Below are 23936 nucleotides of genomic sequence, written 5' to 3'. Positions count from 1 at the left end.
GAAACACATGACATCCCTTGCTTCGGCAGCAGGTCGGCAAACCACGCCGTCTGCGGCCAACGTCCAGCTCAAGTACCGCTCGCAGGCGGTGGCCAAGCCATATTTCACGGCCGCCATCGGCCTGTTTGTCGGCCAGATCATTTTTGGCCTGGTGATGGGCCTGCAGTACGTGATCGGCGACTTTCTGTTTCCGGCCATTCCGTTCAATGTTGCGCGCATGGTGCACACCAACCTGCTGATCGTGTGGCTGCTGTTCGGCTTCATGGGCGCCGGTTATTACCTGATTCCAGAAGAGTCGGAACGCGAGCTGCACAGCCCCAAACTGGCCATCGCCACGTTCTGGGTATTCCTGGTAGCGGGGGCGCTGACCATCGTCGGCTACCTGGCGGTGCCCTATGCCACGCTGGCGCAGATGACGGGCAACGATCTGCTGCCCACCATGGGGCGGGAATTCCTGGAGCAGCCCACCATTACCAAGATCGGCATCGTGCTGGTGGCGCTGTCCTTCCTGTTCAACCTCAGCATGACGGTACTGAAAGGCCGCAAGACCAGTATCAGCATGGTGATGATGCTGGGGCTGTGGGGGCTGGCGATTTTCTTCCTGTTCTCGTTCTACAACCCGCATAACCTGGTGCTGGACAAGTACTTCTGGTGGTGGGTGGTGCACTTGTGGGTGGAAGGCGTGTGGGAACTGATCATGGGTGCCATGCTGGCCTTCGTACTGGTGAAAGTGACTGGCGTGGACCGTGAAGTGATCGAAAAATGGCTGTACGTGATCATTGCCATGACGCTGATTACCGGTATCATCGGTACCGGCCACCACTATTTCTGGATCGGTACGCCGGCTTACTGGCAGGTGTGGGGGTCGGCCTTCTCGGCACTGGAGCCGATTCCGTTCTTTATGATGACCCTGTTCGCCTTCAATATGGTGAACAAGCGTCGCCGCGAGCACCCCAACAAGGCCGCCGTGCTGTGGGCGCTGGGTACCGGCGTGATGTCCTTCCTGGGGGCGGGCGTGTGGGGCTTCTTGCACACGCTGGCGCCGGTGAACTACCTGACCCACGGCACGCAGATTACGGCCAGTCACGGTCACATGGCTTTCTACGGTGCCTACGCCATGGTGGTAATGACCATGATCTCCTACGCCATGCCGCTGATGCGCGGGCGCGAGGCCAACAGCAATCGCGCCCAGGTGGTGGAAATGTGGTCGTTCTGGCTGATGACCATCGCCATGGTGTTCATCACGCTGTTCCTCACCGCCGCCGGCATCCTGCAAGTGTGGATGCAGCGCATGGGCGATACCCCGCTGTCGTTCATGGCCACTCAGGACAAACTGGCGTTCTTCTACTGGCTGCGTGAAGGGGCCGGCGTCGTGTTCTTCATCGGCCTGCTGCTGTACATCATCAGTTTCTTCGTCGGCAAGGACGAAGCCCGCTAAGCCGGGCACCGGGCTGCCGGCACGCCATCTGCGGCGCTGGAAGTGCCGGGCTTGAACCTGAAGGGGCGCAGATCTGCGCCCTTTTTGGCCGCTTACCGCTGTCTGCGGCGCCACCGTCTTGCGTTTTTTCTCCCTGCAACCCCTGTCTGCCCGCGTGCGTTCTGGCATGCGCCGGGCAGCGTGTTTTTTGCGGAGGTGATATGTCCCACGCCATGCCGCGCCGGGTACCCGGCGACCTGGCCATGTGGTTTTTCATTCTGGCGGAGCTGGCCGTGTTCGGCCTGCTGTTTGCCGCCTGCGCTTACGCCCGCTGGCAGCAGCCACTACTGTTTGCCCGCCAGCAGGCCGGGCTACCGCTGGGGTGGGCGCTGGCCAATACCGCCTTGCTGCTCAGCGGCAGCGCCGCCGTGTTCAATGCCTGCCGTGCTTACGCAGCCGGGCGGGGGCGGGCCGGGCGACGCTGGCTGCTGGCCTGCCTGCTGTGCGGCAGCGGCTTCGTGCTGCTGAAAGGCCACGAGCTGGGGGCGCTGTTTGCTGCCGGCATCAACTTGTCCAGTAACAGCTTCTGGATGTTCTACCTGTCGCTGGCGGGCTTTCATTACCTGCACGTGCTGCTGGGCATGGTGATCGTCACGGCGGTGTGGTGGCGTGCCGGGCAGGGTGCCTACGCGGCCAACCATGACGGCGTGGAAACCGCTGCCGCCTACTGGCACATGGTAGACCTGGTGTGGTTGGTGCTGTTCGCCCTGCTGTACACCGCCCGCTAGGGGCGGGCAGCGTTTTCTTATTGCGCATCAAGGCAGCGCCGGCGGGGCGCAGGTAGGCTGCCGCCATGACATCCCCCCACCTTCACCGCATTTACTGGCGCCTGTGGCTGGCCTTGCTGCTGCTCACCGCCGTGCTGGCACGGCTGGCCGACACGCTGGCCCCCGGCCCGCTGTTGCTGACACTGGCGCTAGGTGGCGCCTGGCTGAAGGGCATGCTTGTGGCCGAGCACTACATGGGCCTGCGCCGCGCGCCGCTCTGGCTACGTGCAGCCGTGCACGGCTGGCTACTGCTGGTGTGTGGCGGGATCCTGCTGACTTTCCTGCCGGAGTTGCCATGAACGCGCCCCACCGAGCCGCCGCTGCGGCACCGCTGCCTTTCTACCAACCGCTGGCCGACGAATGCGAGGTGTTCGAGGCGGCCTGGCGCCAGCAACTGCCCTTGCTGATCAAGGGCCCCACCGGCTGCGGCAAAACCCGCTTTGTGGCGCACATGGCCGCCCGGCTGGGCCTGCCGCTGTTTACCGTGTCCTGCCACGATGACTTGTCGGCTGCCGACCTGGTAGGCCGCCACCTGATCGCTGCCGGCGATACCCAGTGGTGCGACGGCCCGCTCACCCGTGCCGTGCGCGCTGGCGGCATCTGCTATCTGGACGAAGTGGTAGAAGCGCGCAAGGACACCACCGTGGTGCTGCACCCGCTCACCGACGATCGCCGCATCCTGCCCATCGAGCGCACTGGCGAACAGTTGGCCGCACCGCCCGGCTTCATGCTGGTGGTGTCGTACAACCCCGGCTACCAGCACGTGCTGAAAACGCTGAAGCCCTCCACCCGGCAGCGCTTCGTGGCGCTGGCGTTCGACTTTCCGCCGCCGGCGGTAGAGCTGACCGTACTGCGCGAAGAGGGCGGCGCCGACGAGGCGCTGGCGCGCCGGCTGGTGGCGCTGGCCGCCCAGTTGCGCCGCTTGGGCGGCTATCACCTGGACGAAGCGGTCAGTACCCGCCTGCTGGTGTACGCCGCCAAGCTGATCGCTAGCGGCATGGCCGCCCGTACTGCCTGCCGGGTAGCGCTGGTGGAGCCGTTATCGGACGAGCCGGATACGTTGGCCGCGCTGATGGCGGTAGTGGATACACAGTTCGGAGCCTGACATGGAAGACCTCGTCGGCAGCTGGTGGGACCGGCTGGTGCGCCGTGCCGCCTACCCCGGCTACCCGCAAGCGGCGGTATTGCTGGATGACGTGGCGCCGCAAGCGTTGCTGTTTTTTCGTGCCATGGGCGGCGACCCCGGCCTGGCCATCCGCAGCGCAGTAGGCACGGCACACGGCGCCCGCCGCCGCTGGTTGGCACGTGTTGCCGGTATCGACACCCACGTCGAGCTGGCCTGGCGCGACGGACAGGCGCTGTACCTGCCCGAGCGCATCGACCTGTACCCGGACGCCGCGCTCAACCGCGGCCTGTATTTCTGGCTGATGGCCTTGGCCGCGCAGCCTCCAGCGCAGGGCGACTGGCTGCAAAGCAATAGCGAGGGCACGGCGCGCTGCCTGACCACCATGCCGGGGCTGGCGACCTTGTACCAGCGGCTGGTAGCGGCCTTGCTGCCGCTACGCAACTGGCCGGCAAACGGTACCGGCCAGGCCGCCGAGCAGGCCATCCGCCACGCGCTGTTGCAACCGGGTACAGCGACAGCTCTGCCTGCTGGCAGCCCGCCACCGCAGCCGGTGCCGCTGTGGCTGCACCCGTCACCCCCGTCTGCTGCCGCAGCTAACCAGGACGACGGCCAGCAGCCGGAGCAGGGCCATGGCGACAGCCGGGACAGCAAAGCCCGGCGCCGCTACCGTGCCCGCCGCGATAACCCGGACGATCGCAAGAACGGCATGTTGCTGCAGTTTCGCGCCGAAAGCATCTTTACCTGGGACGACTACGTGCGCGTCAACCGTCACCAGGACGAGGACGAGCCTGACGACGGTGCCGCCGCCGAAGACATGGATCGCCTCACCGTCAGCCGCGACGGCAAGACCCGCGCCAGCCGGCTGAAGTTTGACCTCGACCTGCCGGCTGCCGCTTACGACGACACGCCGCTGGGCGACGGTTTGCTGCTGCCGGAATGGGACTACCGCCGCGAGCGGTTGGTGGCCGACCATTGCCGCTTACAGCCGATGCTGCCACGTGACGCCAGCCCGGCACCTTTGCCGGACAAACTGCAGGCGGCCGCCCGGCGTTTGCGGCGGCAATTCCAGGCCTTGTCACCCGAGCGCAGCCGCAAAAGCGGTGAAGCCAGCGGGCCGGACCTGGACCTGGACCGCATCATCCGCTTCTTGGCCGAACAACGCAGCGGTGTGGCCGTGGCCGAACCACCGTTGTACCAGGCATGGCCGCCCGCCGGGCGCAGCATGGCCTGCCTGCTGCTGGCCGACCTGTCGCTGTCTACCGAAAGCTGGCTGGGCGAGGCCGGGCAGGTGATTCACGTCATCCGCGACAGCCTGCTGCTATTTGCCGAAGCACTGGCGGCCTGCGGTGACGCCTTTGGCCTGTACGGTTTTTCGTCACTGCGGCGCAGCGAGGTACGCTACCTGCTGCTGAAAGATTTCGGTGAACCCTACGACGATGCCGCACGCGGGCGCATTCTGGCCATTCGCCCCGGTTACTACACCCGGATGGGCGCCGCTATCCGCCAGTCCACCTCCATCCTATTGCAGCAGCCTGCCCAGCGCCGCTTGTTGCTGATCGTGTCCGACGGCAAACCCAACGACCTAGACCACTACGAAGGCCGTTACGGCGTGGAAGACACCCGCCAGGCGGTGCTGGAAGCACGCCGCGCCGGGCTGATTCCGTTTTGTGTCACCGTCGACCGCGAGGCCGGCGACTACCTGCCGCACCTGTTCGGCAAGCGCGGTTACAGCGTGGTACACGACGCCCACCGCCTGCCGCAGGTGCTGACTAGCCTGTACGCCAGCCTGACTGCCTGAAACCCGTGTACCGGAGTGTGCCATGCGCCGCAAATTCCCCATTCACCCCGCCCATCCCGAGCGCCTGTGTTGGGGCTGCGACAAGTATTGTGCGGCCAGCGACCTGCAATGCGGCAATGGCTGCGGCCGCACCCAGCATCCGGCCGAGCTGCTGGGCGACGACTGGTACCTGCAGGGGGACTGGGGCTTCAGCACCGAGGAGCTGGCGCGTTTTACCGGGCTGGAAAGCGTTGATTCGAATCAATGATGATGTGCTGAGACGGGGCGGATGATGGACGCATGAATTCCCTCATAGCGTGGTGGAGAGCATCATGACAAGCTTCAGGATCCGTACCGTGGCCCAAGGCGTTTTATTGGCAACCCTGCCCTTTGCAGCTGCACTGGCCTATGCCGATGCGGCCAACAAACCTGTCAGTCCGGCTGAGGCAGCCTATCAGGCTGGCGGTTCGCCGCTCGCAGGCGAGGACATGCATCAGAATATCAACCCCAAAGCACCGCCTATGACTAAGGCTGAGTTTGCACGGGCTCGTCAGATTTATTTCGAGCGTTGTGCCGGCTGTCACGGTGTGCTGCGCAAGGGAGCTACTGGTAAACCGCTTACTCCAGATATTACTCTGGGTAAGGGTACCGATTATCTGAAGATCTTCATCGCCTACGGTAGCCCGGCCGGCATGCCCAATTGGCAGACCTCCGGCGAGATGAGCGAGCAGGATGTGGACCTGATGGCGCGCTACATCCAGCAGGAGCCGCCAACACCGCCCGAGTTTTCGCTGGCCGACATCGAGAAGTCGCGCAAGGTCTACCTGCCGGTAGACAAGCGCCCGACGCGCAAGATGAACAACTACAACCTGGACAACCTGTTCTCGGTAACGCTGCGCGACAGCGGCGAGGTGGCGCTGATCGACGGCGACAGCAAACAGATCATCAACATCGTCAAGACCGGCTACGCGGTGCACATCTCGCGGCTGTCCAAGTCCGGCCGCTACCTGTACGTGATCGGCCGCGACGCTCGCCTCAACCTGATCGACCTGTGGCTGCCCAAACCGGACAACGTGGCCGAGGTGAAAGTGGGGCTGGAAGCGCGCTCGGTGGAAACCTCCAAGTACAAGGGTTTCGAAGACAAGATCGCCGTGGCCGGCACCTACTGGCCGCCGCAGTTCGTGATCATGGATGGCGACACGCTGCAGCCGCGCAAGATCGTGTCCACCCGTGGCATGACCGTGGATAACGAGTACCACCCCGAACCGCGCGTGGCGTCCATCGTGGCCAGCCACTACCGCCCCGAGTTCGTGATCAACGCCAAGGAAACCGGCAAGATCATGATGGTGGACTACAGCGACCTGACCAACCTCAAAACCACCACCATCGATTCGGCCAAGTTCCTGCACGACGGCGGTTTTGATAGCAGTGGCCGTTATTTCCTGGTGGCGGCCAATGCCTCCAACAAGATTGCGGTAGTGGATACCAAGACTGACAAGTTGGCCGCACTGGTGGACGTGGGCAAGATTCCGCACCCGGGGCGCGGCGCCAACTTCGTGCATCCCAAGTATGGCCCGGTATGGAGCACCTCGCACCTGGGTAGCGACGAGGTGACGCTGATCGGTACCGACCCCGCCAAGCACCCGCAGTACGCGTGGAAGGCGGTTGCCACCTTCAAAGGGCAGGGCGGCGGCTCGCTGTTCATCAAGACGCACCCGAAATCCAGCAACCTGTGGGTGGATACCCCGCTTAACCCGGACGCCAAGGTCAGCCAGAGCGTGGCGGTGTACGACATACGCCAGCTGGACAAGCCGCCGCAAGTCATCGACATCGCCGCGTGTGCCGGCCTGGATGATGACGGTGCCAAGCGCGTGGTGCAGCCGGAGTACAACAAGGCCGGTGACGAAGTGTGGTTCTCGGTGTGGAGCGCCAAGAACAAGCAGTCGGCCATCGTGGTAGTCAACGACAAGACCCGCCAGTGCAAGGCCGTCATCAAGGACAAACGCCTGATTACCCCGACCGGCAAGTTCAACGTGTTCAACACCCAGCACGACGTTTACTGATCCAACCATCACGGCGGGCTGCGGCCCGCCCAGGGAGCCAATATGAAAACCCCGCTGCTTACCGCCATGCTGCTGTCTGCCGGCCTGCTGCTGGCCACCACCGCCCAGGCCTCGCCGGAACTGGCCAAGAAGTACAACTGCCTTGCCTGCCACAGCATGGACAAAAAGGTGGTCGGCCCGTCGTTCAAGGACATCGCCAGCAAGTACAAAGGCCAGAACGCCCAGGCCAAGCTGGAAGAAAAAGTGAAAAAAGGCGGTGCCGGCAGTTTTGGTCCGGTGCCGATGTCGCCCAACCCGCAAGTACCGGATGCCGACCTGAAGGTGCTGGTGAAGTGGGTGCTGTCGCAGTAAGCCGCCCGTGCCGCCAGCCCGTACCGGTATGGCGGCGTTGCGGCCAACCTTGCGCGGGCCGGCCCGGCCCGCGTTAGCCGGAGTACCGTCATGACGAAGCCACTGTACAGCAGGGGTAGCCTGATCGGCCTCATGCTGATGCTGCTGGCCTGTGCGCTGCTATTTGCCAGCGAGGCAGTGCCGGCGTCTCATCTGCCGAAGCCGGATGCGGCCCGGCGCCAGGTACTGCTGCATCTGCTGCGCGAAGACTGCGGCGCCTGCCACGGCCTGACGCGACAGGGTGGGCTGGGCAGCCCGCTCACCGCCGTCGCGTTGGCCGGCAAGCCGGCCGATAGCCTGGTGGCCACCATTCTCGATGGCCGCCCCGGTACCGCCATGCCGCCGTGGCGGCCCTTCATCAGCGAGCAGGAAGCCCGCTGGCTGGTAGAACTCTTGCAACAGGACCTCCCGCGATGACACTTCGAACCCTGCTGAGCGCCGTGTTGGCCGCAGCTGCGCTGGCCGGCTGCGCCACCCCCACGCTACGCGGCAGCGGCGATCTGGGGGTGGTAATCGAACGTGCCGCCGGCAGCCTGCAGGTGGTGCAGCAACAGCCGCCGGCCAGCCTGGCACGCGTCAGAGGCCTGGGCGACCTGTCGCACGCTTCGCTGGTGTATAGCCGTGATGCCCGCTATGTCTACGTGTTTGCCCGCGACGGCGGCTTGTCCAAAGTGGACCTGCTCACCGGTACCTTGCAGGCCCGCGTGCTGCAGGCCGGCAACAGCATTGGCGGGGCCATTTCCAGCGATGGCCGCATCGTGGCGGCACAGAACTACAGCCCCGGCGGGGTGAAGCTGTTCGATGCCGACACGCTGACGCTGCTGGCCGACATCCCGGCGCAGGACGCCGCCGGGCAGTCGTCGCGTGTGGTGGGCCTGGCCGACTTGCCGGGTAACCGCTTTGCCTTTGCGCTGTTTGACGCCGGCGAAATCTGGCTACTAGACGCGGCCAACCCGTGCCAGCCGGCCATCACCCGTTACCGCGGCATCGGGCGGCAGCCTTACGACGGTCTGGCCAGTAGCGATGGCCGCTACTACATCGCCGGCCTGTTCGGCGAAGACGGCCTGGCCTTGCTGGACACCTGGCACCTCGATGCCGGCGTGCGCCGCATCCTGCCGGCGTACGGCCAGGGCGAGACCCGGCTGCCGGTGTACAAGATGCCGCACCTGCGCGGCTGGAGCCTGGCCGGCGATTATGCGTTCTTTCCCGCCATCGGCCAGTCACAGGTGCTGGTGGCCGATAGCCGCAGCTGGCAGTCGGTGGCCAAGGTGCCGGTATACGGCCAGCCGGTGTTCGTGATGGCCGAACCGGGCGGGCGCCGCGTGTGGGTGAACTTTGCCTTTCCACACAATGACACCGTGCAGGTGATCGACGTGCCCAGCATGCAGGTGGTGCACACGCTGAAGCCGGGGCGCGCCATCCTGCACATGGAGTTCACCGCCCGTGGCGACGCGGTATGGTTGTCCAGCCGCGACGACGACAAGGTCGTGGTTATTGATACCCGCACGCTGGCGGTACGCACCGAACTGCCTGCGGCCAACCCGTCCGGCATTTTCTTCAGCTGGCGTGCCGGCCGCATGGGGATGTGACATGCTGCAGCCACACGACCCGTTATTGCAGTTGCTGGACCGCTACCAGCGCGACTTCCCCTTGCTGGCATCGCCGTTCGGCTTTCTGGCCGCCGAATGCGGGCTGAGCGAGGCGCAATTGCTGCTGCGCCTGCGCTTGGTACAGGAGCAAGGCCTGCTGGCCAGGCTGGGGGCCGTGTTTGCGCCCAATACCGTGGGTGCCAGCACGCTGGCGGCGCTGGCTGTGCCCCCGGCGCAGCTGGACGCCGTTGCTGCGCTGGTCAGCGCCCAGCCGGAGGTCAACCACAATTACGCACGCGATCACCATTACAACCTGTGGTTCGTGCTGGCCGCTGATAGCCGCCCGGCGCTGGACGCCGCGCTGGCACGCATCGCCAGCGTGACCGGCCTGACGCCGCTGGACCTGCCGCTGCAGCGCGAGTACCACATCGACCTGGGTTTTGCGCTGGGCCGGCACGGCCCGCCGCGGCGTGCGCGCTTGCCGGCAGCGCAGCGCTTGCTGCAGCTGGCGGGCAGCGAGCAGCGCCTGCTGGCTGCGCTGGGACCGGGTTTGCCGCTGCAGCCGCAGCCGTTTCTGGCCCTGGCCGCTGCCAGTGGGCTGTCCGAACTGCATGTGCGCCAGCGCCTGCAGCAGTGGCTGGACGATGGCGTGATCCGCCGTTTCGGCTTTGTGCTGCGCCACCGCGAACTGGGCTACCGTGCCAACGCCATGTGTGTGTGGCAAGTGCCTGCCGCGCAACGCGACGCCATCGGCACGCAACTGGCCGCCGATGCCGCCGTCACCCTGTGCTACGCCCGACCGCCGCAGGGGGCGCACTGGCCGTACAACCTGTTCTGCATGGTGCACGCCCGCAGTAGCGATGAGGCGGCGGCGCACTACCGGCGGCTGAGCGCCGATTACGGTTTGCACGCCATGCCGTCGGCCATGCTGCTGTCTACCCGTCGTTATATCCAGCGCGGTGCGCGCTACCAGCAAGGGCTACTGACCCCATGACTTCTCCATTGGTACTGGACACGCTGGACGCGGCCATCATCGCCGGCCTGCAGGGCGGCTTCCCGTTGCAGGATACCCCCTACGAGGTAGCCGGCCAGCGCTGGGGCCTTAGCGGCAGCCAGCTGCAACAACGGCTGGCTGCCTTGTTGCAGCGCGGTGTGCTGACCCGCTTCGGCCCCCTGTACCAGATAGAACGCATGGGCGGCTGCTTCTTGCTGGCGGCACTGGCGGTACCCGAAGCGCGCTACGACGCGGTAGCGGCGCAGGTCAACGCGCTGCCAGCAGTGGCGCACAATTACCGGCGCGAGCACACCCTGAACATGTGGTTTGTGCTGGCCACCACCAGCCAGGCAGGGCTGGCCGAGGCAATGGCCCGCATCCAGACGGATACCGGCCTGCCGGTGTATGGCTTTCCCAAGCTGCGCGAGTACTACGTGGGCATGCAGTTGCTGCCCGGTGGCGACAGCGCGGTGGGGCGGCAGACGGTCACCGTCACCGACAGGCCCCCGCCAGTGCTGGACGACGCTGACTGGCGGCTGATCCGCGCCACCCAGGCCGGCTTGCCGCTGCTGGATGCGCCGTGGGCCGCGCTGGAGGACACCTGCCAGCTGGCGCCGGGCGAGGCCTGCAGGCGGCTGGCGGCCTTGCTGGCGGGCGGGGTGATCCGCCGCATCGGCGTGGTACCCAACCACTACGCGCTGGGCTATGGCGCCAACGGCATGGCGGTGTTCGATGTGGACGACGCGGCAGTGGACGCGCTGGGTACGCTGCTGGGGGCGCAGCCGGAAGTCAGCCATTGTTACCGCCGCGCGCGGCAGCTGCCGTCCTGGCGTTACAACCTGTTTGCCATGTGCCACGGCGCCAGCCACGCGCAGGTGACGGCTACGGTAAACCGGCTGCGCGGCCTGCTGGGCGAAGCTTGTGGCGACCATCAGGTGCTGTTTTCCAGCCGTATCCTCAAGAAAACCGGCTTGCGGGTGTAAGGGGCAGCCCAGCTGCGCACCGGTGCGGAAAGGCTTGATAGCCATCAAGGAGCCGGCTCCGCGCCAGGAAGAGCATGAGGCCATTGTCATCCGCGGAGCCTGCCATGCTGCGCCTCAGCCATTACCTGCATACCTTGCTGCATCCCGCCCCCTTGCCGCCGGCGCGCCGCCCGGCCGGCCCGGTGGTGATCTGGAACCTGCTGCGTCGTTGCAACCTTACCTGCCAGCACTGCTACGCCACCAGCGCCGACCGCGACTTTGCCGGCGAGCTGTCGCTGGACGAGCTGTACGCGGTGATGGAAGACCTGAAAGCCTGCGGCGTGTCGGTGCTGATCCTGAGCGGTGGCGAGCCGCTGCTGCACCCGGCTATTCACCAGCTGGGGCAGCGCGCCAAGGCGATGGGCTTCTACGTGGGCCTGTCCAGCAATGGCACGCTGGTAGACGCGGCCAATGTTGGCCGCATTGCCGAAACGGGCTACGACTACGTTGGCGTCAGCCTGGATGGCATTGGCGCCACCCACGACCACTTCCGGCGGCTGGTAGGGGCTTACGACCGCTCACTAGCGGCTATCCGCCTGCTGCGAGATGCTGGCATGAAGGTGGGTGTGCGCTACACCATGACCGAAGGCAATGCCCACGACCTGCCGGCGTTGCTGCAGCTGGTGGCCGACGAAGGCATCGACAAGTTCTACTTTTCGCACCTCAATTACGCCGGCCGTGGCAACAAGCACCGCGACGGCGACGCGCGCCACCAGCGTACCCGCTGGGCGCTGGACTTGCTGATCGACGCCGCGCTGGGCCACGTGCGCGCTGGGCGGCAAAAGGATTTCGTTACCGGCAACAACGACGCCGATGCCGTCTACCTGCTGCAGTGGGCGCGCCGGCACTATCCGCTACAAGCGGATGCATTGGCGGCCCGCCTGCAGCAGTGGGGCGGTAACGCCAGCGGCGTAGGGGTGGCCAATATCGATAACCTGGGCAATGTGCACCCGGACACCATGTGGTGGAAAGTGTCGCTGGGCAATGTGCGGCAGCGGCCGTTTTCGGCCATCTGGGCCGACGCGGCCAACCCCTTGCTGGCCGGGCTGCGGCAACGGCCGCGGCCGGTGGCGGGGCGCTGCGGGGCGTGCCGGCACCTGGCCATCTGCAACGGCAATACCCGCATCCGCGCCTGGGAGCTGAGCGGCGATTTCTGGCAGGCCGACCCCGGCTGCTACCTGCACGATGCCGAAATCGGCGTGCCCGATGGCGCCTATCCGCTGCCGGCGCTGTCGCCGTGGCAACGGCCACAAACGCTGCTGCGCGAGGTGCAATCATGAGCGCCCGCCACCTTGCCGCCGCGCTGGCCTGGCTGCTGGCTGCGCCACTGTGGGCGGCCACCCCCGTCACCCCCGTCACTGGCGCGCGCGCCGCAGCCCTGTACGACCAGCATTGCCTGGCCTGCCACGGTACCGGCCGGCTGGGCGGTATGGGCCCGGCGCTGCTGCCACAAAGCCTGGAGCGGCTGAAACCGGGTGAGATTCTGGCCACGCTGCGCCAGGGGCGGGCGGCCACGCAAATGCCGGCCTTTGCCGGTCGTCTCGACGATACCGAGCTGAACGAGCTGGCCGCCTGGCTGGGCACCCCTCCGGCCCAGCCGCCACAATGGACGGCTACCGATATGGCCGTGTCCCGCGTGCAGTACGTGGCTGAGGCCAGTCTGCCAGCCAGTGCGCAGCTGCCTACCGGGGTAGACCCGCATAACCTGTTTGTGGTGGTGGAGGCGGGCGATCACCATGTGTCTGTGGTGGAGGGCGACCACTTCACGAGGCTGGCGCGCTTCCAGAGCCGCTTTGCCCTGCACGGCGGGCCGAAGTTTTCGCCCGATGGCCGTTTTGTCTACTTTGCCAGCCGCGACGGCTGGGTCAGCCAGTACGACCTGTACAGCCAGCGCATGGTGGCCGAGATCCGCGTCGGCCTGAACACCCGCAACGTGGCGGTATCGGCCGACGGGCGCTGGGTACTGGCCGGCAATACGCTGCCGGAAACGCTGGTGCTGCTGGACGCACACGGCCTGATGCCGCGCCAGACCTGGCCGGTACGCGACCGCCATGGCCGATTGTCGCGGGTGTCGGCGGTTTACGATGCCGCACCGCGGCAGAGCTTTATCGTGGCGCTGAAAGACAGCGACGAGCTGTGGGAGATCAGCTACAACCCGCAGGCGGCGCCGGTCTACCCCGGTATGGTGCACGACTACCGCATGGGCGAGGGCGTGGCGCTGTCGGGTTTCCTGCAGCCGCGTGTTACCGCGCTGGACATGATACTGGACGACTTCTTTTTCGACCCGGCTTACCGCCACGTGATGGCGGCGTCGCGCGAGGGCCGCGCCGAGGTCATCCAGCTGGACACAGGCGTGAAAGTGGCCGACCTAGCGCTGGATGGCATGCCGCACCTGGGCTCGGGCATTACTTTCGAGCGCGACGGCCAGCGCCTGATGGCCACGCCCAACCTGAAAGGCGGCAAGGTAACGGTGATCGACATGGACCGCTGGCAGTTGGTGAGTCAGATTGCCACGCCGGGGCCGGGGTTCTTCCTGCGTAGCCACGAAAATTCGCCCTACGCCTGGGTGGACGCCATGATGTCGCCGCGCAAGGACACACTGGGCATCATCGACAAGGGCACCTTGCAGCTGGTGAAAACTCTAAGCGTGCGCCCGGGCAAGACCAACGCCCACGTCGAGTTCACCCGCGATGGTCGCTACGTACTGCTGAGCATCATGGAGAACCCAGGCGAACTGGTTGTGCTTGATGCGACCACCTTTGCAGAGGTAGTTAGCCTGCCCATGAGTAAGCCAATCGGTAAATACAATGTGTACAACAAAATCAATCGCTCTGAAGGTACCAGCCACTAGGACTAGGTCATCTGGCCAGTGCCTTAGTCATGGTCGCCTGCGCTAGGCTGCCACTTTTGTCTTGTGGGGGCTTGGCATGAGTCAGATTGATATAGGCGCTTTTTTACAGCACCAGCCATTGTTTCAGCAGCTGTCACCAGCGCAGCGTGCAGCTTTGGTTCCTGGTACGCATGAGGTACGTGGTCAGAAAGGACAGGTCATTTTCCAAAAGGGTGACCCTTGCGATGGCATGTATGTGGTGGTGTTCGGTAAAGTCAAGCTGGCATTGACCGCACAAAATGGCAGTGAAAAGGTGATGGAAATATTGCATCCTGGGCAGAGTTTTGCTGAGGCAGTGATGTTTCTCAACCGGCCTTGCCCGGTTATGGCACAGTTTCTGGAAGATGGGCTCCTACTGCACGTCAGTGCAGAAGTAATCTTTGGTGCTATTGCCAGTGACCCAGGTTTTGCTCAGCGTATGCTAGCCGGTCTATCGCTGCGTTTGCACAGCATGGTGCGTGATGTAGAGCGCTATTCGGTGGAAAACTCATTGCAAAGAGTGATCAGTTACCTTTTACAAGAGGGTCAGCCAGCATGTAATGGTAGGGTGGTGCACTTGCCTGTAAACAAGAACCTGATTGCGTCACGTCTAAATTTGACCCCGGAAACTTTCTCGCGGGTCCTGCATCAACTGGTTGAGTCGGTATTGGTAGAGGTTCGTGGACGTGACATTGTCCTTATGGATGTAGAAGGTATGCAGCAGCTGGTGTCTTGATGGCTGCTGCATCCAGGCTAGCTGTTTCGTAATGAAAAGTGCTCAAAGCGTGTTTTAGTCTCGGACAGTAAGGCTAGGTCTGGCCAGCCAGGGGGAGCGGCCCCTACTGGTGGTATTTGATCCGGTGCTGGGCGCAGCAGTTGCCAGGCGTAGTGGCGTACACCGTGTGTGGAGAGCCAAGCCGCCATCTGCTGCAGCGTTTGTCGGCTATGCCAGTGTGGATGAATGCTACTACGGCACTCAAATGTCACATTGCTGGACAGTAGTAGTGACAGGCTGTTCTGCACATGCTCGCCGCTGCCGGTCACGCCGGTCAGCGCCGCGTAATGTGACGGTAGCGTTTTGATATCTAATCCTACCCAGTCTAGCAGAGGCAAGGCCTTGGCCAATCTGTGTGGATAGCTGCCGCTAGTATGTAGGCCTGTTGCAAATCCCATCGCGCGAACTTGTTGCAAGAGCAGTGGCAGGGAGGGTTCCTGTAGTGGCTCTCCGCCTGAAAATACTACGCCATCTAGTAAACCGCACCGATTTGCCAACCAGGAAATAAAACGAGGCCAGTCCGTTTGCCCATTTTTCCTACGCAGCAAATGAGGATTGTGGCAATAACCACAGCGCCATGGGCATCCGGCCAGAAATACTACCGCACATAGCCGTCCCGGCCAGTCGCAGGCCGAAAACGGCTGCCAGCCACCCAGCCGCGCGCTAGTGGCGTCCTGGTTCGTCAAAGTGACGGCGTTCATAGAATTCGCCTTGTTTACCGGTGTTGAACGATGCCACTGGGCGGTGGTAGCCCATTACTCGGGTCCAGATTTCACAGCGAGTGCGCTCGCTGTCGTCCAGTAGCGGGCGTGTATCGGTGGTAGGTTGAGTCATGCGATAGCTCCTTCAGTGTTGGCCGCAGCGGTGGTCTTGCGCGCCAGAAGTTCGGCATCGCAGCGCGGGCAGAACTCGTGGCGGCCAGACAGATAGCCGTGTTGCGGGCAGATGGAAAATGTGGGAGTGATAGTGATGTAGGGCAAACGGAAGTTTTCCAGCGCCCGGCGCACCAGCTGGCGGCAGGCGTCGGCGCTGGACACCGCCTCGGTCATGTACAGGTGCAGCACGGTGCCGCCGGTATAGCGCGATTGCAGTGCCTCCTGGTGCGCCAGCGCGGCGAACGGGTCGTCGGTGTGGCCGACCGGCAGCTGGCTGGAGTTGGTGTAGTACGGCTTGTTGGCGCTGCCAGCCTGCAGGATGCCGGGGTAGCGCTTGCGGTCTTCGCGGGCAAAGCGGTAGGTGGTGCCCTCGGCCGGCGTGGCTTCCAGGTTGTACAGATGGCCGGTGTCGTGCTGGATGGCCACGATGCGCTGGCGGATATGATCCAGGTAGCGGCAAGCAAAGGCGTGCCCGCTGTTGCTGCTGATGTCGTCTTGCCCGGCGCTGAAGTTGCGGATCATCTCGTTGATGCCGTTTACCCCCAGCGTGGAAAAGTGGTTTCGCAGGCTGCCCAGGTAATGCTTGGTGTACGGATACAGCCCGGCATCGATGTGCTGTTGCACCACGCCGCGGCGCGCTTCCAGCACCTCGCTGCCCAGCGCCAGCAGGCGGTCGGTGGCGGCAAGCAGCGCGGCTTCGTCGCCGGCGTGCAGGTAACCTAGTCGTGCGCAGTTGACGGTAACCACGCCAACTGAGCCGGTTTGTTCGGCACTGCCGAACAGGCCGTTGCCGCGCTTGGCCAGTTCGCGCAGATCCAGTTGCAGGCGGCAGCACATGCTGCGCACCATGTGCGGCTGCAGGTCGGAGTTGACGAAGTTCTGGAAGTAGGGCAGGCCGTACTTGGCGGTCATGGCAAACAGCAACTCGGTGTTGGCGCCGTACCAGTCGAAATCGCGGGTGATGTTGTAGGTGGGGATGGGGAAGGTAAACGCGCGGCCACGGGCATCGCCCGCCAACATCACCTCGATGAAAGCGCGGTTGATCATTGCCATCTCGTCGGCACAGTCGCCGTAGCGGAACGGCATTTCTTCGCCACCGATCACCGGAATCTGCTCGCGCAGGTCGTCGGGGCACACCCAGTCGAACGTGAGGTTAGTGAACGGTGTTTGCGTCCCCCAGCGGCTGGGTACGTTCAGGTTGTATACCAGCTCCTGCAGGCATTGCCGCACTTGGAGGTAGTCAAGCTCATCCCTGCGTATGAACGGTGCTAGATAGGTATCGAACGAGCTGAATGCCTGGGCGCCGGCCCACTCGTTCTGCAGCGTGCCCAGAAAGTTCACGATCTGGCCGCAGGCACTGGAAAGGTGACGTGGTGGGGCCGACTCTACTTTGCCACCGACGCCGGAAAACCCCAGCTGCAGTAGCGTACGTAGCGACCAGCCGGCGCAGTAGCCGGACAGCATGTCCAGGTCGTGGATATGCAGGTCCCCGTGGCGGTGGGCCTGCGCTGCGTCGGCGCTGAACACGGCGTTCAGCCAGTATTCGGCGCTGAGCTTGCCTGCCATGTTAAGGATCATACCGCCCAGGCTGTAGCCTTGGTTGGCGTTGGCCTGAACCCGCCAGTCGGCACGGCTCAGGTATTCCCGCACGGTGCTCACAGCGTCCACGTGGCCGGCGGTGAGGGGTTTTGAATGCATTTCGCATGGCTCCTGATGTAATTAAGTGCAATATATAGTTAAATTTTTCTTTTGAATTACTAGATGTTGTTTTCTTGATCGTTATCAAGCGTGCTAGCGCCGCAGGGCGGGCTCCCCGAAAGTCTTGATATGGGGCAAGGCTGCGCCGCCATCGCGCCGCGTAAGGTCGCCCCGTCTTGAACGGAGGGTTACACCATGCAGCTACCAGAGCTGGTCTGTCCGGCCGGCAACCTGCCCGCCCTGAAGGCCGCCGTGGATCACGGCGCCGACTGCGTTTATCTGGGCTTGAACAACGACACCAACGCCCGCCATTTCGCCGGGCTCAACTTTGATGCCGCCAGCGCCCGCGAAGGCCTGCGCTACGCTCGCCAGCGCGGGGTGAAGGTGCTGCTGGCCATCAATACCTTTGCCCAGGCCGGCGAAGAAGCCCGCTGGCGCGCGGCGGTTGACGAGGCGGCAGCACTGGCGGTGGACGCGGTGATCCTGGCCGATTTCGGCTTGCTCGATTACGCCAGCCAGCGCCACCCGCAGCTGCGCCTGCATCTGTCGGTGCAAGGCTCGGCCAGCAATTACGAAGCCATCAACCTGGCGCAGCGTATGTTTGGCGTGCAGCGGGCGGTGTTGCCGCGCGTACTCAGCCTGGAGCAGGTGGCGCAGGTGATAGCTGGCACTACGGTGGAAATCGAGGTGTTCGGTTTTGGCAGCCTGTGCGTGATGGCGGAAGGGCGTTGCCATCTGTCCAGCTACGCCACCGGCGAATCGCCCAATACCCACGGTGTATGTTCGCCAGCCCGTCACGTGCGCTGGTTGCCACACGCCAACGGTACCGAGGCACGTCTGAACGGGGTGCTGATCGACGATTTTGCCCACGACGAGCCGCGTGGCTACCCCACGCTGTGCAAGGGGCGCTTTCACGTGGGCGACAGCCTGGGCTACGCGCTGGAAGAGCCTACCAGCCTCAACGTGCTGCCTTTGTTGCCAAGGCTAATCGACATGGGCGTAGCGGCCATCAAGGTAGAAGGGCGGCAACGCAGCCCAGCCTACGTGGCGCAGGTAACGCGCACGCTGCGCCAGGCGCTGGACGAGGCACGCCGGTCTGGCTGGCAGCCGCCAGCCGCGCTGATGCAGCAACTGGGCCGGGTTTCCGAAGGACAACAAGTGACACTGGGGGCGTACAGCAGACCATGGAAGTAAGCCGACATACCGCATTACCACTACAGCTGGCCATCGGCCCCTTGCTGTATTTCTGGCCGCGCGACGAAGTGATGCGCTTTTATGCTGACGCGGCAGAGTGGCCTGTGGACCGCATTTATCTGGGTGAGGTGGTGTGCTCGCGCCGCCAGCAATTGAAGGTAGACGACTGGCTGGGTCTGGCGGCGGATCTGCAGGCTGCTGGTAAAGAAGCCGTGCTGTCCAGTCAGGGTTTGCTTGAGAGTGAATCTGACCTCAAGCGCCTGCGCCGGCTGATCGATGGGGCTGGTGTACTGGTAGAGGCCAACGATACCGGCGCTGTCGGCATGCTGCAGCAGCGTGGCCTGCCATTTGTGGCTGGCCCACACCTCAACATCTATAACGCCGCTACCTTGGCACTGTACCAGCGCTGGGGAGCACAGCGCTGGGTGCCGCCGCTAGAAATGCCGGCACAGCGAGTGCAGGCTATTACTCATGCCTTGCCGCAGCTCGATACCGAAGTGTTTGCATGGGGGCGGATGCCGCTGGCGTTTTCATCGCGCTGTTTTACCGCGCGGCATGAAGGACTCCATAAAGACAGCTGCGAGTTTCGTTGTTTGGCGCATCCGGACGGGATGTCATTGCTCACCCGCGAGCAGCAGGGCTTCCTGCAAATTAATGGTACCCAGACACAGTCGGCCGCCTGCCACAGTCTGCTTGATGAGCTGGATGCCTTGCCTGCGTCGGGTGTGAATGCTATTCGCCTCAGCCCGCATAGCCAGCACTTTGCTGAGGTGGTCCAATGGGCAGCCGCCTGTTTGCGTGGCGAACCGGCTGGCATGCCGCTAGCTGGTCTGGCACCCGCACCGCTGGTCAATGGCTTCTGGCATCGACAGCCCGGTATGCAATTTCACGGAGTGCGCCATGACTGCTATTGATCCCCGTTTCGGTAAGTTGGCCGCACGCTTGTTGCGCGCTTGTCCTGATGCAGTTGCAAGCCAGTTGCTGGCACAGGCATTGAACCTCATGGGTTGGCGCGGTCTGATTCCATTGGATGACCCTATGCTGCAACAGCGCACGTTCCTTGTTGGTGTACGTGATGCAGGCCTAGTGCTATCACTAAGGCACGATGGCAGTACCTTTCGTGCCTGCCCGCGGCTTGCAGCCCCTGACTTTTTCTTGCACGCTGACTTGGCCGATCACTTGGCCCTGCTATGGCGGCAGGAAGATCCGGATACGCTATTTTTCCAGCGCCGTATCGACATCGGCGGCGATACCGAGCTGGGTTTGTGGGTGAAAAATGTGTTAGACAGCATTGATTGGCGATCACAGCTAAAGTTGTATTAATGCGATCAAGCGATACATGCGTTCAAGACAATTCAACGGGCTAGGCCTGCTGCACATGACGGGCTGGGACTTGATGCCACACATCAAACAGACTTAGGCCCAAGCCCTTGGCATCCAGTTGTTTCAGGACTCTGAGCTGGTTACTGGTGCGCAGCTAGTAGTGGATTGCCGTTCACATTCAGACTAAAGCATAGCAGGAAGGAGGTGTGCGCTTTCCTCGTCGGTTTAGCAGGATGATACGGTCGGCACCGCCGAATTTCTGACCGTCAACAGTCATCCAGAGCGAACCCTGTAACCGGATAGTCTTGTCGTTAGCGTTCATACTTTGCCTCTGTTTATTGCTAACTTTTTGACATAATCAGGTATTGGTCCTGGCGCTTGCATGTTGGGACCTAATTGGTTTTCTGATGGAAAGATGCTGTTACTTGGCGGTCCAGATATCCGTCGCGCAGCTCGACGACATGGTCACCAAAGGTTTGTACGTCCAGCGGGTCATGGGTAATCAGCACCATGGGTATTTGTAATAGCTGCTGTAAATCGCTCAGTTCCCGACGCATGGTATTGCGCAGTGATGGATCGAGTGCTGCGAATGGTTCATCCAGTAACAGTGCCTGCGGTTCGGCAACGATTGTCCGAGCCAGGGCGACACGCTGCCGCTGCCCTCCGGACAGATCATCCGGCAGCTGGTGTGCCATGGCGGCTAAGCCGAAGGTGCGTACCCAGTATTCCACCTTATCGTGTCGATCTCGTGCTCGCGGGTTAAGCCAACCATGACTCAAGCCGAAAGCAATGTTCTGACGCACATTGAGGTGAGGAAATAGCGCATAGTCCTGGAATAGATAACCGACACGCCGCGCTTGCGGAGCCAAGTTCAAACTGGCCGAGTGGTCAAAAAACGTTTGGCCATTGATACGGATATGACCGCGCTCCGGGGTAAGCAGTCCAGCAATCGCCTTCAGAGTCAGGCTCTTCCCGGCGCCGGATGGGCCGTAGATCACATTGCGCTGGCTGCCAGACTGTAATTGCACGTTCAGCGTAAAACTACGCGTGCCTGCGTGCAAGGTCTTGTAGATATCGATATCAAGCTGCATTGCCTGCCTTACTCAATGCCGAACAATGCGCCCAGGCGCAAGATAGCCGGCAGTCAACAGTACCGCTATGCAAACGGCGGAGATGATGTACACAAGGATGTTGGCCAGATCGTCCTGCCCGGCCTGCACCGCCTCGTATACCGCGACGGACAGGGTCTGGGTCTTGCCGGGAATACTGCCAGCCACCATGAGCGTGGCGCCGAACTCGCCCAGCGCCCTGGCGAAGGCGAGTAGCAGCCCGGCCAGGATGCCGCGCCACGCTAGTGGCAGAGTCACCCGGAAAAAGACGGCGACATTGCTGATCCCCAATACCTTGGCGGCTTGCTCCAGCTGACCATCCACAGACTCGAATGCCGCTCGCGCCGGCTTGAATACCAAGGGAAAGATAACTGTGGAGGCCGCGATGACCGCGCCTTGCCAAGTAAAGATCAGGTTAATGCCGAACACATCGAACAACCATGCGCCAAAAGGGCTGCGACGACCGAGCAGAACCAGCAGGTAATAGCCCAATACGGTGGGTGGCAGCACCATGGGCAGGGTTAGCAGCGTGTCTAGCACATTACGCCCCGGAAACTTACCCCTGGCCAACACAAATCCTGCTGTCACACCCAGTACTGTTGTGGCAGTAGTGGCCAGCCCAGCCACTTTCAACGACAAGGCCAAGGCAACCCAGACCGATTCCATGATTGTGCTACTCCCGGGTCAGGGTTTCAGAAAGCCGTACTTGCCAAGAATGGTTTGGCCGGCGGGAGACAGGACGTATTCGATGAAGCTCTTGGCTTCCTTTGCATTGCTACTGCTGGTGCTCGCAGCAATCGGGTAACTGATTGCTGAATTGAGCGGCACGGTAAACGCTACTTTCACCTTGTCCGGCATCACCGCTGCGTCTGTTGCGTACACGAAGCCAGCCTCAACCTCGCCTCGTGCTACATAGTCCAAGGATTGGCGAACATTCTGTGTATTGATAGCCTTGGCCCGGATCACTGACCACAGGTTGGCAGTTTCTAGTGCAGCTTGGGTATAGCGGCCAACTGGCACACTGGCAGGTTTTCCAATAGCGACTTTGTCTATTCGCGATTGGGACAGGTCTCTGAGACGCTTGATCGCCAGTTTGCTGTCGAATGGCACAATAAGCACTAAGGCGTTACGTACAAAGTTATGCCGGCTGTTTGCAACGATCAGGCCCTGCTTGAAGGCCTGATCCATTGTTTCCTGATCAGCGGAGGCAAAGACATCCACTGGTGCTCCTTTGGCTATCTGCTGCAGCAGGGCTCCCGAAGCGCCGACGTTCAATAGGATCTTGGTGCCCGGGTGTTGCCCCTCAAATGACTGCGCCAGATCTTTGAAGGCATTGGTCAGACTAGCTGCAGCTGAAACAGTCACATTGCCTGCAGCAGCAAGGTTGCTGAGTATGAGCAGTATGGCACTCGCAATTGAATTCAGAGTGGGCTTCATGACGTCTCCATTCATGATCATTTTTTCGCAATATAGCCAGGTACATAACGGTGCTCAATACTCCTTACGGCCTAGTCTGCGCTTCGGCAGCTGGGGTTATGAGGTAAGAATGTGACGGCTTAGATATAGACCTCGATCCTAAATTTTTTCACCCACATATCACCTCCATGTCAGCAGGGTGATGATGCCCTGGATTCGCCCCTCAAACCCCAGCCTAGCCTGGGGTTTTTCTATGGAGTCTGTGATATGTCTCATCTTGTCGAAACCATGGCTTACGTCGGTGCTACCCCTTGGCATGGCCTGGGTAACCAGCTCACCGAACAGCAGCCGATTGATGTCTGGCTGCACGAAGCAGGTATGAACTGGACCATCGAGCAAAGCGATGTGCTGTTCAATGTCTCGCCGGACGGCATGCATATCCGCATGCACCGCGATGCGAAGGTACTGTATCGCTCCGATACCTTGGCACCGTTGTCTGTCGTTTCCCCGCGTTACAAAGTAGTTCAGCCACATGAAGTCCTGCACTTCTATAACGACCTGGTGCATGCCGGGGGCTTTGAGCTGGAAACCGCTGGCGTGTTGAAGGGTGGCAAGAAGCTATGGGCATTGGCCAAGACTGGCCAGGAAACCTTGGTCCGTAGTGGTGACCGTGTGAAAGCCTACCTGTTACTGGCAACCAGTTGCGACGGCACACTGTGCACCACGGCGCAATTCACGTCTGTCCGAGTGGTATGCAATAACACGCTGCAGATTGCTGTGGGGGATAACACGGGCGCGGTAAAGGTACCGCACTCGACCGTGTTCGACCCTCTGGCGGTCAAGGATGCCCTAGGCCTGGGGCTGAGTGATTGGGATGTGTTCATGCGCAACATCAAAGCGTTGAGTCAACGGCCCATCTCGCCCGAAGAAGCGCGGCAGTACTTTGCCGATGTACTGGATGAACCAATGCCGGTAGAAGACGCCACACCTTCCAAAGCGATGCAGCAGCTCCATGCTTTATATAGTGGGGCAGGGATGGGCTCGATGCTAACGGGTACCCGTGGCACCGCCTGGGGGCTGGTGAATGCCGTGACCGAATACGTGGACCATCACCGTCGCGCACGTAGCAGCGACTACCGTTTGGACTCGGCCTGGTTTGGCCAGGGTGCTACGCTGAAACAACGCGCAATGCATAAGTCATTGATTTTGTTGGATTGAATCGCGTCTGCGCTTAACGCTGTCCCTTTCTATCGTTATCTGCCCTGCAGTGCTCGCCACTGCGGGTGCTGCTGTGGCCAAGGAGTGCTTTATGACTGCTCTGGCTCATTTCCCAAAAACCCTGCGTATCCAGCAACTGAACGACGCCCTGCGTACCCAGTTTGTCGGTGGCCAGGTGCTGCTCACTGCCGGCTTTCAAACCCTGCCCGATGAGCAGCAAGCCGCCTTGTTGCTCGCCATCCGCGATTTCAACG

Annotated in this window: 25 protein-coding genes; 19 read left to right on the top strand and 6 right to left on the bottom strand. The window is 62.4% G+C overall.

The annotated features are described in order from the left end of the window. The first annotated feature begins 7 nt into the window (after positions 1 to 7). The 15 genes from ACZ9XP_RS16975 (at position 8) to ACZ9XP_RS16905 (ending at position 14810) form a co-directional block, all read left to right on the top strand. Positions 8 to 1438, top strand: coding sequence for a cbb3-type cytochrome c oxidase subunit I (locus ACZ9XP_RS16975; protein WP_147683166.1), 1431 nt, complete (start codon positions 8 to 10; stop codon positions 1436 to 1438). Positions 1439 to 1638: 200 nt separating this feature from the next. Next, positions 1639 to 2205, top strand: a complete 567-nt coding sequence (locus ACZ9XP_RS16970) for a cytochrome c oxidase subunit 3 (RefSeq protein WP_147683168.1) — start codon at positions 1639 to 1641, stop codon at positions 2203 to 2205. Between the two features lie 65 nt (positions 2206 to 2270). Further along, positions 2271 to 2543 carry a cytochrome C oxidase subunit IV family protein gene (locus tag ACZ9XP_RS16965; RefSeq protein WP_147683170.1) on the top strand — a complete coding sequence of 91 codons (273 nt, stop codon included), beginning with the start codon at positions 2271 to 2273 and terminating at the stop codon, positions 2541 to 2543. Further along, complete coding sequence (locus ACZ9XP_RS16960) at positions 2540 to 3349, top strand: CbbQ/NirQ/NorQ/GpvN family protein (protein WP_147683173.1); 810 nt, start codon at positions 2540 to 2542, stop codon at positions 3347 to 3349. The genes ACZ9XP_RS16965 and ACZ9XP_RS16960 overlap by 4 nt, the downstream gene beginning before the upstream one ends. Position 3350: 1 nt before the next feature. Further along, a complete protein-coding gene (locus ACZ9XP_RS16955; protein WP_147683175.1) occupies positions 3351 to 5168 on the top strand; it encodes a nitric oxide reductase activation protein NorD in 1818 nt (605 codons plus the stop codon). A 22-nt stretch (positions 5169 to 5190) separates the two neighbouring features. Beyond that, the gene (locus ACZ9XP_RS16950) at positions 5191 to 5415 is read left to right on the top strand and encodes a DUF3079 domain-containing protein (RefSeq protein ID WP_017507119.1); all 225 of its coding nucleotides are present in this window, start codon (positions 5191 to 5193) and stop codon (positions 5413 to 5415) included. A 64-nt stretch (positions 5416 to 5479) separates the two neighbouring features. Next, on the top strand, positions 5480 to 7210 hold the full coding sequence (locus tag ACZ9XP_RS16945) for a cytochrome D1 domain-containing protein (RefSeq protein WP_147683177.1): 1731 nt from the start codon (positions 5480 to 5482) through the stop codon (positions 7208 to 7210). 42 nt (positions 7211 to 7252) lie between these two features. Continuing rightward, positions 7253 to 7561, top strand: a complete 309-nt coding sequence (locus tag ACZ9XP_RS16940) for a c-type cytochrome (protein ID WP_147683179.1) — start codon at positions 7253 to 7255, stop codon at positions 7559 to 7561. 90 nt (positions 7562 to 7651) lie between these two features. Beyond that, positions 7652 to 8017 carry a c-type cytochrome gene (locus tag ACZ9XP_RS16935; protein ID WP_465188852.1) on the top strand — a complete coding sequence of 122 codons (366 nt, stop codon included), beginning with the start codon at positions 7652 to 7654 and terminating at the stop codon, positions 8015 to 8017. After that, the gene (locus ACZ9XP_RS16930; protein ID WP_147683183.1) at positions 8014 to 9189 is read left to right on the top strand and encodes a cytochrome D1 domain-containing protein; all 1176 of its coding nucleotides are present in this window, start codon (positions 8014 to 8016) and stop codon (positions 9187 to 9189) included. The genes ACZ9XP_RS16935 and ACZ9XP_RS16930 overlap by 4 nt, the downstream gene beginning before the upstream one ends. Position 9190: 1 nt before the next feature. Beyond that, complete coding sequence (gene ahbB, locus ACZ9XP_RS16925) at positions 9191 to 10183, top strand: siroheme decarboxylase subunit beta (RefSeq protein WP_017507124.1); 993 nt, start codon at positions 9191 to 9193, stop codon at positions 10181 to 10183. Next, on the top strand, positions 10180 to 11166 hold the full coding sequence (gene ahbB, locus ACZ9XP_RS16920) for a siroheme decarboxylase subunit beta (protein ID WP_147683185.1): 987 nt from the start codon (positions 10180 to 10182) through the stop codon (positions 11164 to 11166). Before ahbB (ACZ9XP_RS16925) ends, ahbB (ACZ9XP_RS16920) begins: the two co-directional genes overlap by 4 nt. Positions 11167 to 11270: 104 nt before the next feature. Then, positions 11271 to 12485, top strand: coding sequence for a heme d1 biosynthesis radical SAM protein NirJ (gene nirJ, locus ACZ9XP_RS16915; protein ID WP_465188851.1), 1215 nt, complete (start codon positions 11271 to 11273; stop codon positions 12483 to 12485). After that, positions 12482 to 14056 carry a nitrite reductase gene (locus ACZ9XP_RS16910; RefSeq protein WP_147683189.1) on the top strand — a complete coding sequence of 525 codons (1575 nt, stop codon included), beginning with the start codon at positions 12482 to 12484 and terminating at the stop codon, positions 14054 to 14056. Before nirJ ends, ACZ9XP_RS16910 begins: the two co-directional genes overlap by 4 nt. A 76-nt stretch (positions 14057 to 14132) precedes the next feature. After that, positions 14133 to 14810: a Crp/Fnr family transcriptional regulator gene (locus ACZ9XP_RS16905; protein ID WP_017507128.1), complete on the top strand. Its 678-nt coding sequence runs from the start codon at positions 14133 to 14135 to the stop codon at positions 14808 to 14810. A 17-nt stretch (positions 14811 to 14827) separates the two neighbouring features. Here the strand turns inward: ACZ9XP_RS16905 and ACZ9XP_RS16900 are convergent, their stop codons facing one another. The 3 genes from ACZ9XP_RS16900 to ACZ9XP_RS16890 are packed head-to-tail and all read right to left on the bottom strand — an operon-like array spanning position 14828 to position 17422. Next, entirely contained in the window at positions 14828 to 15550 is a 723-nt protein-coding gene (locus tag ACZ9XP_RS16900; RefSeq protein ID WP_227302563.1) for an anaerobic ribonucleoside-triphosphate reductase activating protein, read from the bottom strand. Further along, positions 15513 to 15683 (bottom strand): anaerobic ribonucleoside-triphosphate reductase, encoded by a 171-nt coding sequence (gene nrdD / locus ACZ9XP_RS16895; RefSeq protein WP_147683191.1) that lies wholly within the window; start codon positions 15681 to 15683, stop codon positions 15513 to 15515. The genes ACZ9XP_RS16900 and nrdD overlap by 38 nt, the downstream gene beginning before the upstream one ends. Beyond that, a complete protein-coding gene (locus ACZ9XP_RS16890; protein ID WP_017507129.1) occupies positions 15680 to 17422 on the bottom strand; it encodes a ribonucleoside triphosphate reductase in 1743 nt (580 codons plus the stop codon). The genes nrdD and ACZ9XP_RS16890 overlap by 4 nt, the downstream gene beginning before the upstream one ends. Before the next feature lie 195 nt (positions 17423 to 17617). On the opposite strand from ACZ9XP_RS16890, the gene ubiU reads away from it, so the two are divergent. Genes ubiU through ubiT form a run of 3 tightly spaced genes read left to right on the top strand, consistent with a single transcriptional unit; the run spans position 17618 to position 19939 of the window. Beyond that, positions 17618 to 18616: a ubiquinone anaerobic biosynthesis protein UbiU gene (gene ubiU, locus ACZ9XP_RS16885; RefSeq protein ID WP_017507130.1), complete on the top strand. Its 999-nt coding sequence runs from the start codon at positions 17618 to 17620 to the stop codon at positions 18614 to 18616. Next, on the top strand, positions 18607 to 19530 hold the full coding sequence (locus ACZ9XP_RS16880) for a U32 family peptidase (protein ID WP_147683193.1): 924 nt from the start codon (positions 18607 to 18609) through the stop codon (positions 19528 to 19530). Before ubiU ends, ACZ9XP_RS16880 begins: the two co-directional genes overlap by 10 nt. Then, positions 19517 to 19939: a ubiquinone anaerobic biosynthesis accessory factor UbiT gene (ubiT, locus tag ACZ9XP_RS16875; RefSeq protein ID WP_170253541.1), complete on the top strand. Its 423-nt coding sequence runs from the start codon at positions 19517 to 19519 to the stop codon at positions 19937 to 19939. The genes ACZ9XP_RS16880 and ubiT overlap by 14 nt, the downstream gene beginning before the upstream one ends. Positions 19940 to 20331: 392 nt before the next feature. On the opposite strand, the gene ACZ9XP_RS16870 is transcribed toward ubiT, so the two are convergent. Genes ACZ9XP_RS16870 through modA form a run of 3 tightly spaced genes read right to left on the bottom strand, consistent with a single transcriptional unit; the run spans position 20332 to position 22485 of the window. Beyond that, the gene (locus ACZ9XP_RS16870) at positions 20332 to 21030 is read right to left on the bottom strand and encodes an ATP-binding cassette domain-containing protein (RefSeq protein WP_147683198.1); all 699 of its coding nucleotides are present in this window, start codon (positions 21028 to 21030) and stop codon (positions 20332 to 20334) included. A gap of 12 nt (positions 21031 to 21042) precedes the next feature. Next, positions 21043 to 21714, bottom strand: coding sequence for a molybdate ABC transporter permease subunit (gene modB, locus ACZ9XP_RS16865; RefSeq protein ID WP_017507135.1), 672 nt, complete (start codon positions 21712 to 21714; stop codon positions 21043 to 21045). 18 nt (positions 21715 to 21732) lie between these two features. Beyond that, on the bottom strand, positions 21733 to 22485 hold the full coding sequence (gene modA / locus ACZ9XP_RS16860) for a molybdate ABC transporter substrate-binding protein (protein WP_465188850.1): 753 nt from the start codon (positions 22483 to 22485) through the stop codon (positions 21733 to 21735). Positions 22486 to 22731: 246 nt separating this feature from the next. Here modA and ACZ9XP_RS16855 point away from each other — a divergent pair, with 246 nt between their 5' ends. Continuing rightward, positions 22732 to 23682 (top strand): DUF932 domain-containing protein, encoded by a 951-nt coding sequence (locus ACZ9XP_RS16855; protein WP_465188849.1) that lies wholly within the window; start codon positions 22732 to 22734, stop codon positions 23680 to 23682. The last annotated feature ends 254 nt before the right edge of the window (positions 23683 to 23936 follow it).

The sequence above is a fragment of the Vogesella perlucida genome (assembly GCF_979366545.1).
The sequence above is the reverse complement of the archived record's forward strand: the minus strand, read 5'-3'. Positions and strand labels throughout refer to the sequence as shown.

Excerpts from the sequence above, each read along its gene's own strand:
- ACZ9XP_RS16935 (WP_465188852.1), top strand. The coding sequence starts at position 7,652 with ATGACGAAGCCACTGTACAGCAGGGGTAGCCTGATCGGCCTCATGCTG.
- modB (WP_017507135.1), bottom strand. The coding sequence starts at position 21,714 with ATGGAATCGGTCTGGGTTGCCTTGGCCTTGTCGTTGAAAGTGGCTGGG.
- ACZ9XP_RS16975 (WP_147683166.1), top strand. The coding sequence starts at position 8 with ATGACATCCCTTGCTTCGGCAGCAGGTCGGCAAACCACGCCGTCTGCG.
- ubiU (WP_017507130.1), top strand. The coding sequence starts at position 17,618 with ATGCAGCTACCAGAGCTGGTCTGTCCGGCCGGCAACCTGCCCGCCCTG.
- ubiT (WP_170253541.1), top strand. The coding sequence starts at position 19,517 with ATGACTGCTATTGATCCCCGTTTCGGTAAGTTGGCCGCACGCTTGTTG.
- ACZ9XP_RS16970 (WP_147683168.1), top strand. The coding sequence starts at position 1,639 with ATGTCCCACGCCATGCCGCGCCGGGTACCCGGCGACCTGGCCATGTGG.
- ACZ9XP_RS16945 (WP_147683177.1), top strand. The coding sequence starts at position 5,480 with ATGACAAGCTTCAGGATCCGTACCGTGGCCCAAGGCGTTTTATTGGCA.
- nrdD (WP_147683191.1), bottom strand. The coding sequence starts at position 15,683 with ATGACTCAACCTACCACCGATACACGCCCGCTACTGGACGACAGCGAG.
- ACZ9XP_RS16950 (WP_017507119.1), top strand. The coding sequence starts at position 5,191 with ATGCGCCGCAAATTCCCCATTCACCCCGCCCATCCCGAGCGCCTGTGT.
- modA (WP_465188850.1), bottom strand. The coding sequence starts at position 22,485 with ATGAAGCCCACTCTGAATTCAATTGCGAGTGCCATACTGCTCATACTC.
- ACZ9XP_RS16870 (WP_147683198.1), bottom strand. The coding sequence starts at position 21,030 with ATGCAGCTTGATATCGATATCTACAAGACCTTGCACGCAGGCACGCGT.
- ACZ9XP_RS16965 (WP_147683170.1), top strand. The coding sequence starts at position 2,271 with ATGACATCCCCCCACCTTCACCGCATTTACTGGCGCCTGTGGCTGGCC.
- ACZ9XP_RS16890 (WP_017507129.1), bottom strand. The coding sequence starts at position 17,422 with ATGCATTCAAAACCCCTCACCGCCGGCCACGTGGACGCTGTGAGCACC.
- ahbB (WP_017507124.1), top strand. The coding sequence starts at position 9,191 with ATGCTGCAGCCACACGACCCGTTATTGCAGTTGCTGGACCGCTACCAG.
- ACZ9XP_RS16955 (WP_147683175.1), top strand. The coding sequence starts at position 3,351 with ATGGAAGACCTCGTCGGCAGCTGGTGGGACCGGCTGGTGCGCCGTGCC.
- ACZ9XP_RS16900 (WP_227302563.1), bottom strand. The coding sequence starts at position 15,550 with ATGAACGCCGTCACTTTGACGAACCAGGACGCCACTAGCGCGCGGCTG.
- ACZ9XP_RS16880 (WP_147683193.1), top strand. The coding sequence starts at position 18,607 with ATGGAAGTAAGCCGACATACCGCATTACCACTACAGCTGGCCATCGGC.
- ACZ9XP_RS16940 (WP_147683179.1), top strand. The coding sequence starts at position 7,253 with ATGAAAACCCCGCTGCTTACCGCCATGCTGCTGTCTGCCGGCCTGCTG.
- ACZ9XP_RS16930 (WP_147683183.1), top strand. The coding sequence starts at position 8,014 with ATGACACTTCGAACCCTGCTGAGCGCCGTGTTGGCCGCAGCTGCGCTG.
- ahbB (WP_147683185.1), top strand. The coding sequence starts at position 10,180 with ATGACTTCTCCATTGGTACTGGACACGCTGGACGCGGCCATCATCGCC.
- nirJ (WP_465188851.1), top strand. The coding sequence starts at position 11,271 with ATGCTGCGCCTCAGCCATTACCTGCATACCTTGCTGCATCCCGCCCCC.
- ACZ9XP_RS16855 (WP_465188849.1), top strand. The coding sequence starts at position 22,732 with ATGTCTCATCTTGTCGAAACCATGGCTTACGTCGGTGCTACCCCTTGG.
- ACZ9XP_RS16905 (WP_017507128.1), top strand. The coding sequence starts at position 14,133 with ATGAGTCAGATTGATATAGGCGCTTTTTTACAGCACCAGCCATTGTTT.
- ACZ9XP_RS16960 (WP_147683173.1), top strand. The coding sequence starts at position 2,540 with ATGAACGCGCCCCACCGAGCCGCCGCTGCGGCACCGCTGCCTTTCTAC.
- ACZ9XP_RS16910 (WP_147683189.1), top strand. The coding sequence starts at position 12,482 with ATGAGCGCCCGCCACCTTGCCGCCGCGCTGGCCTGGCTGCTGGCTGCG.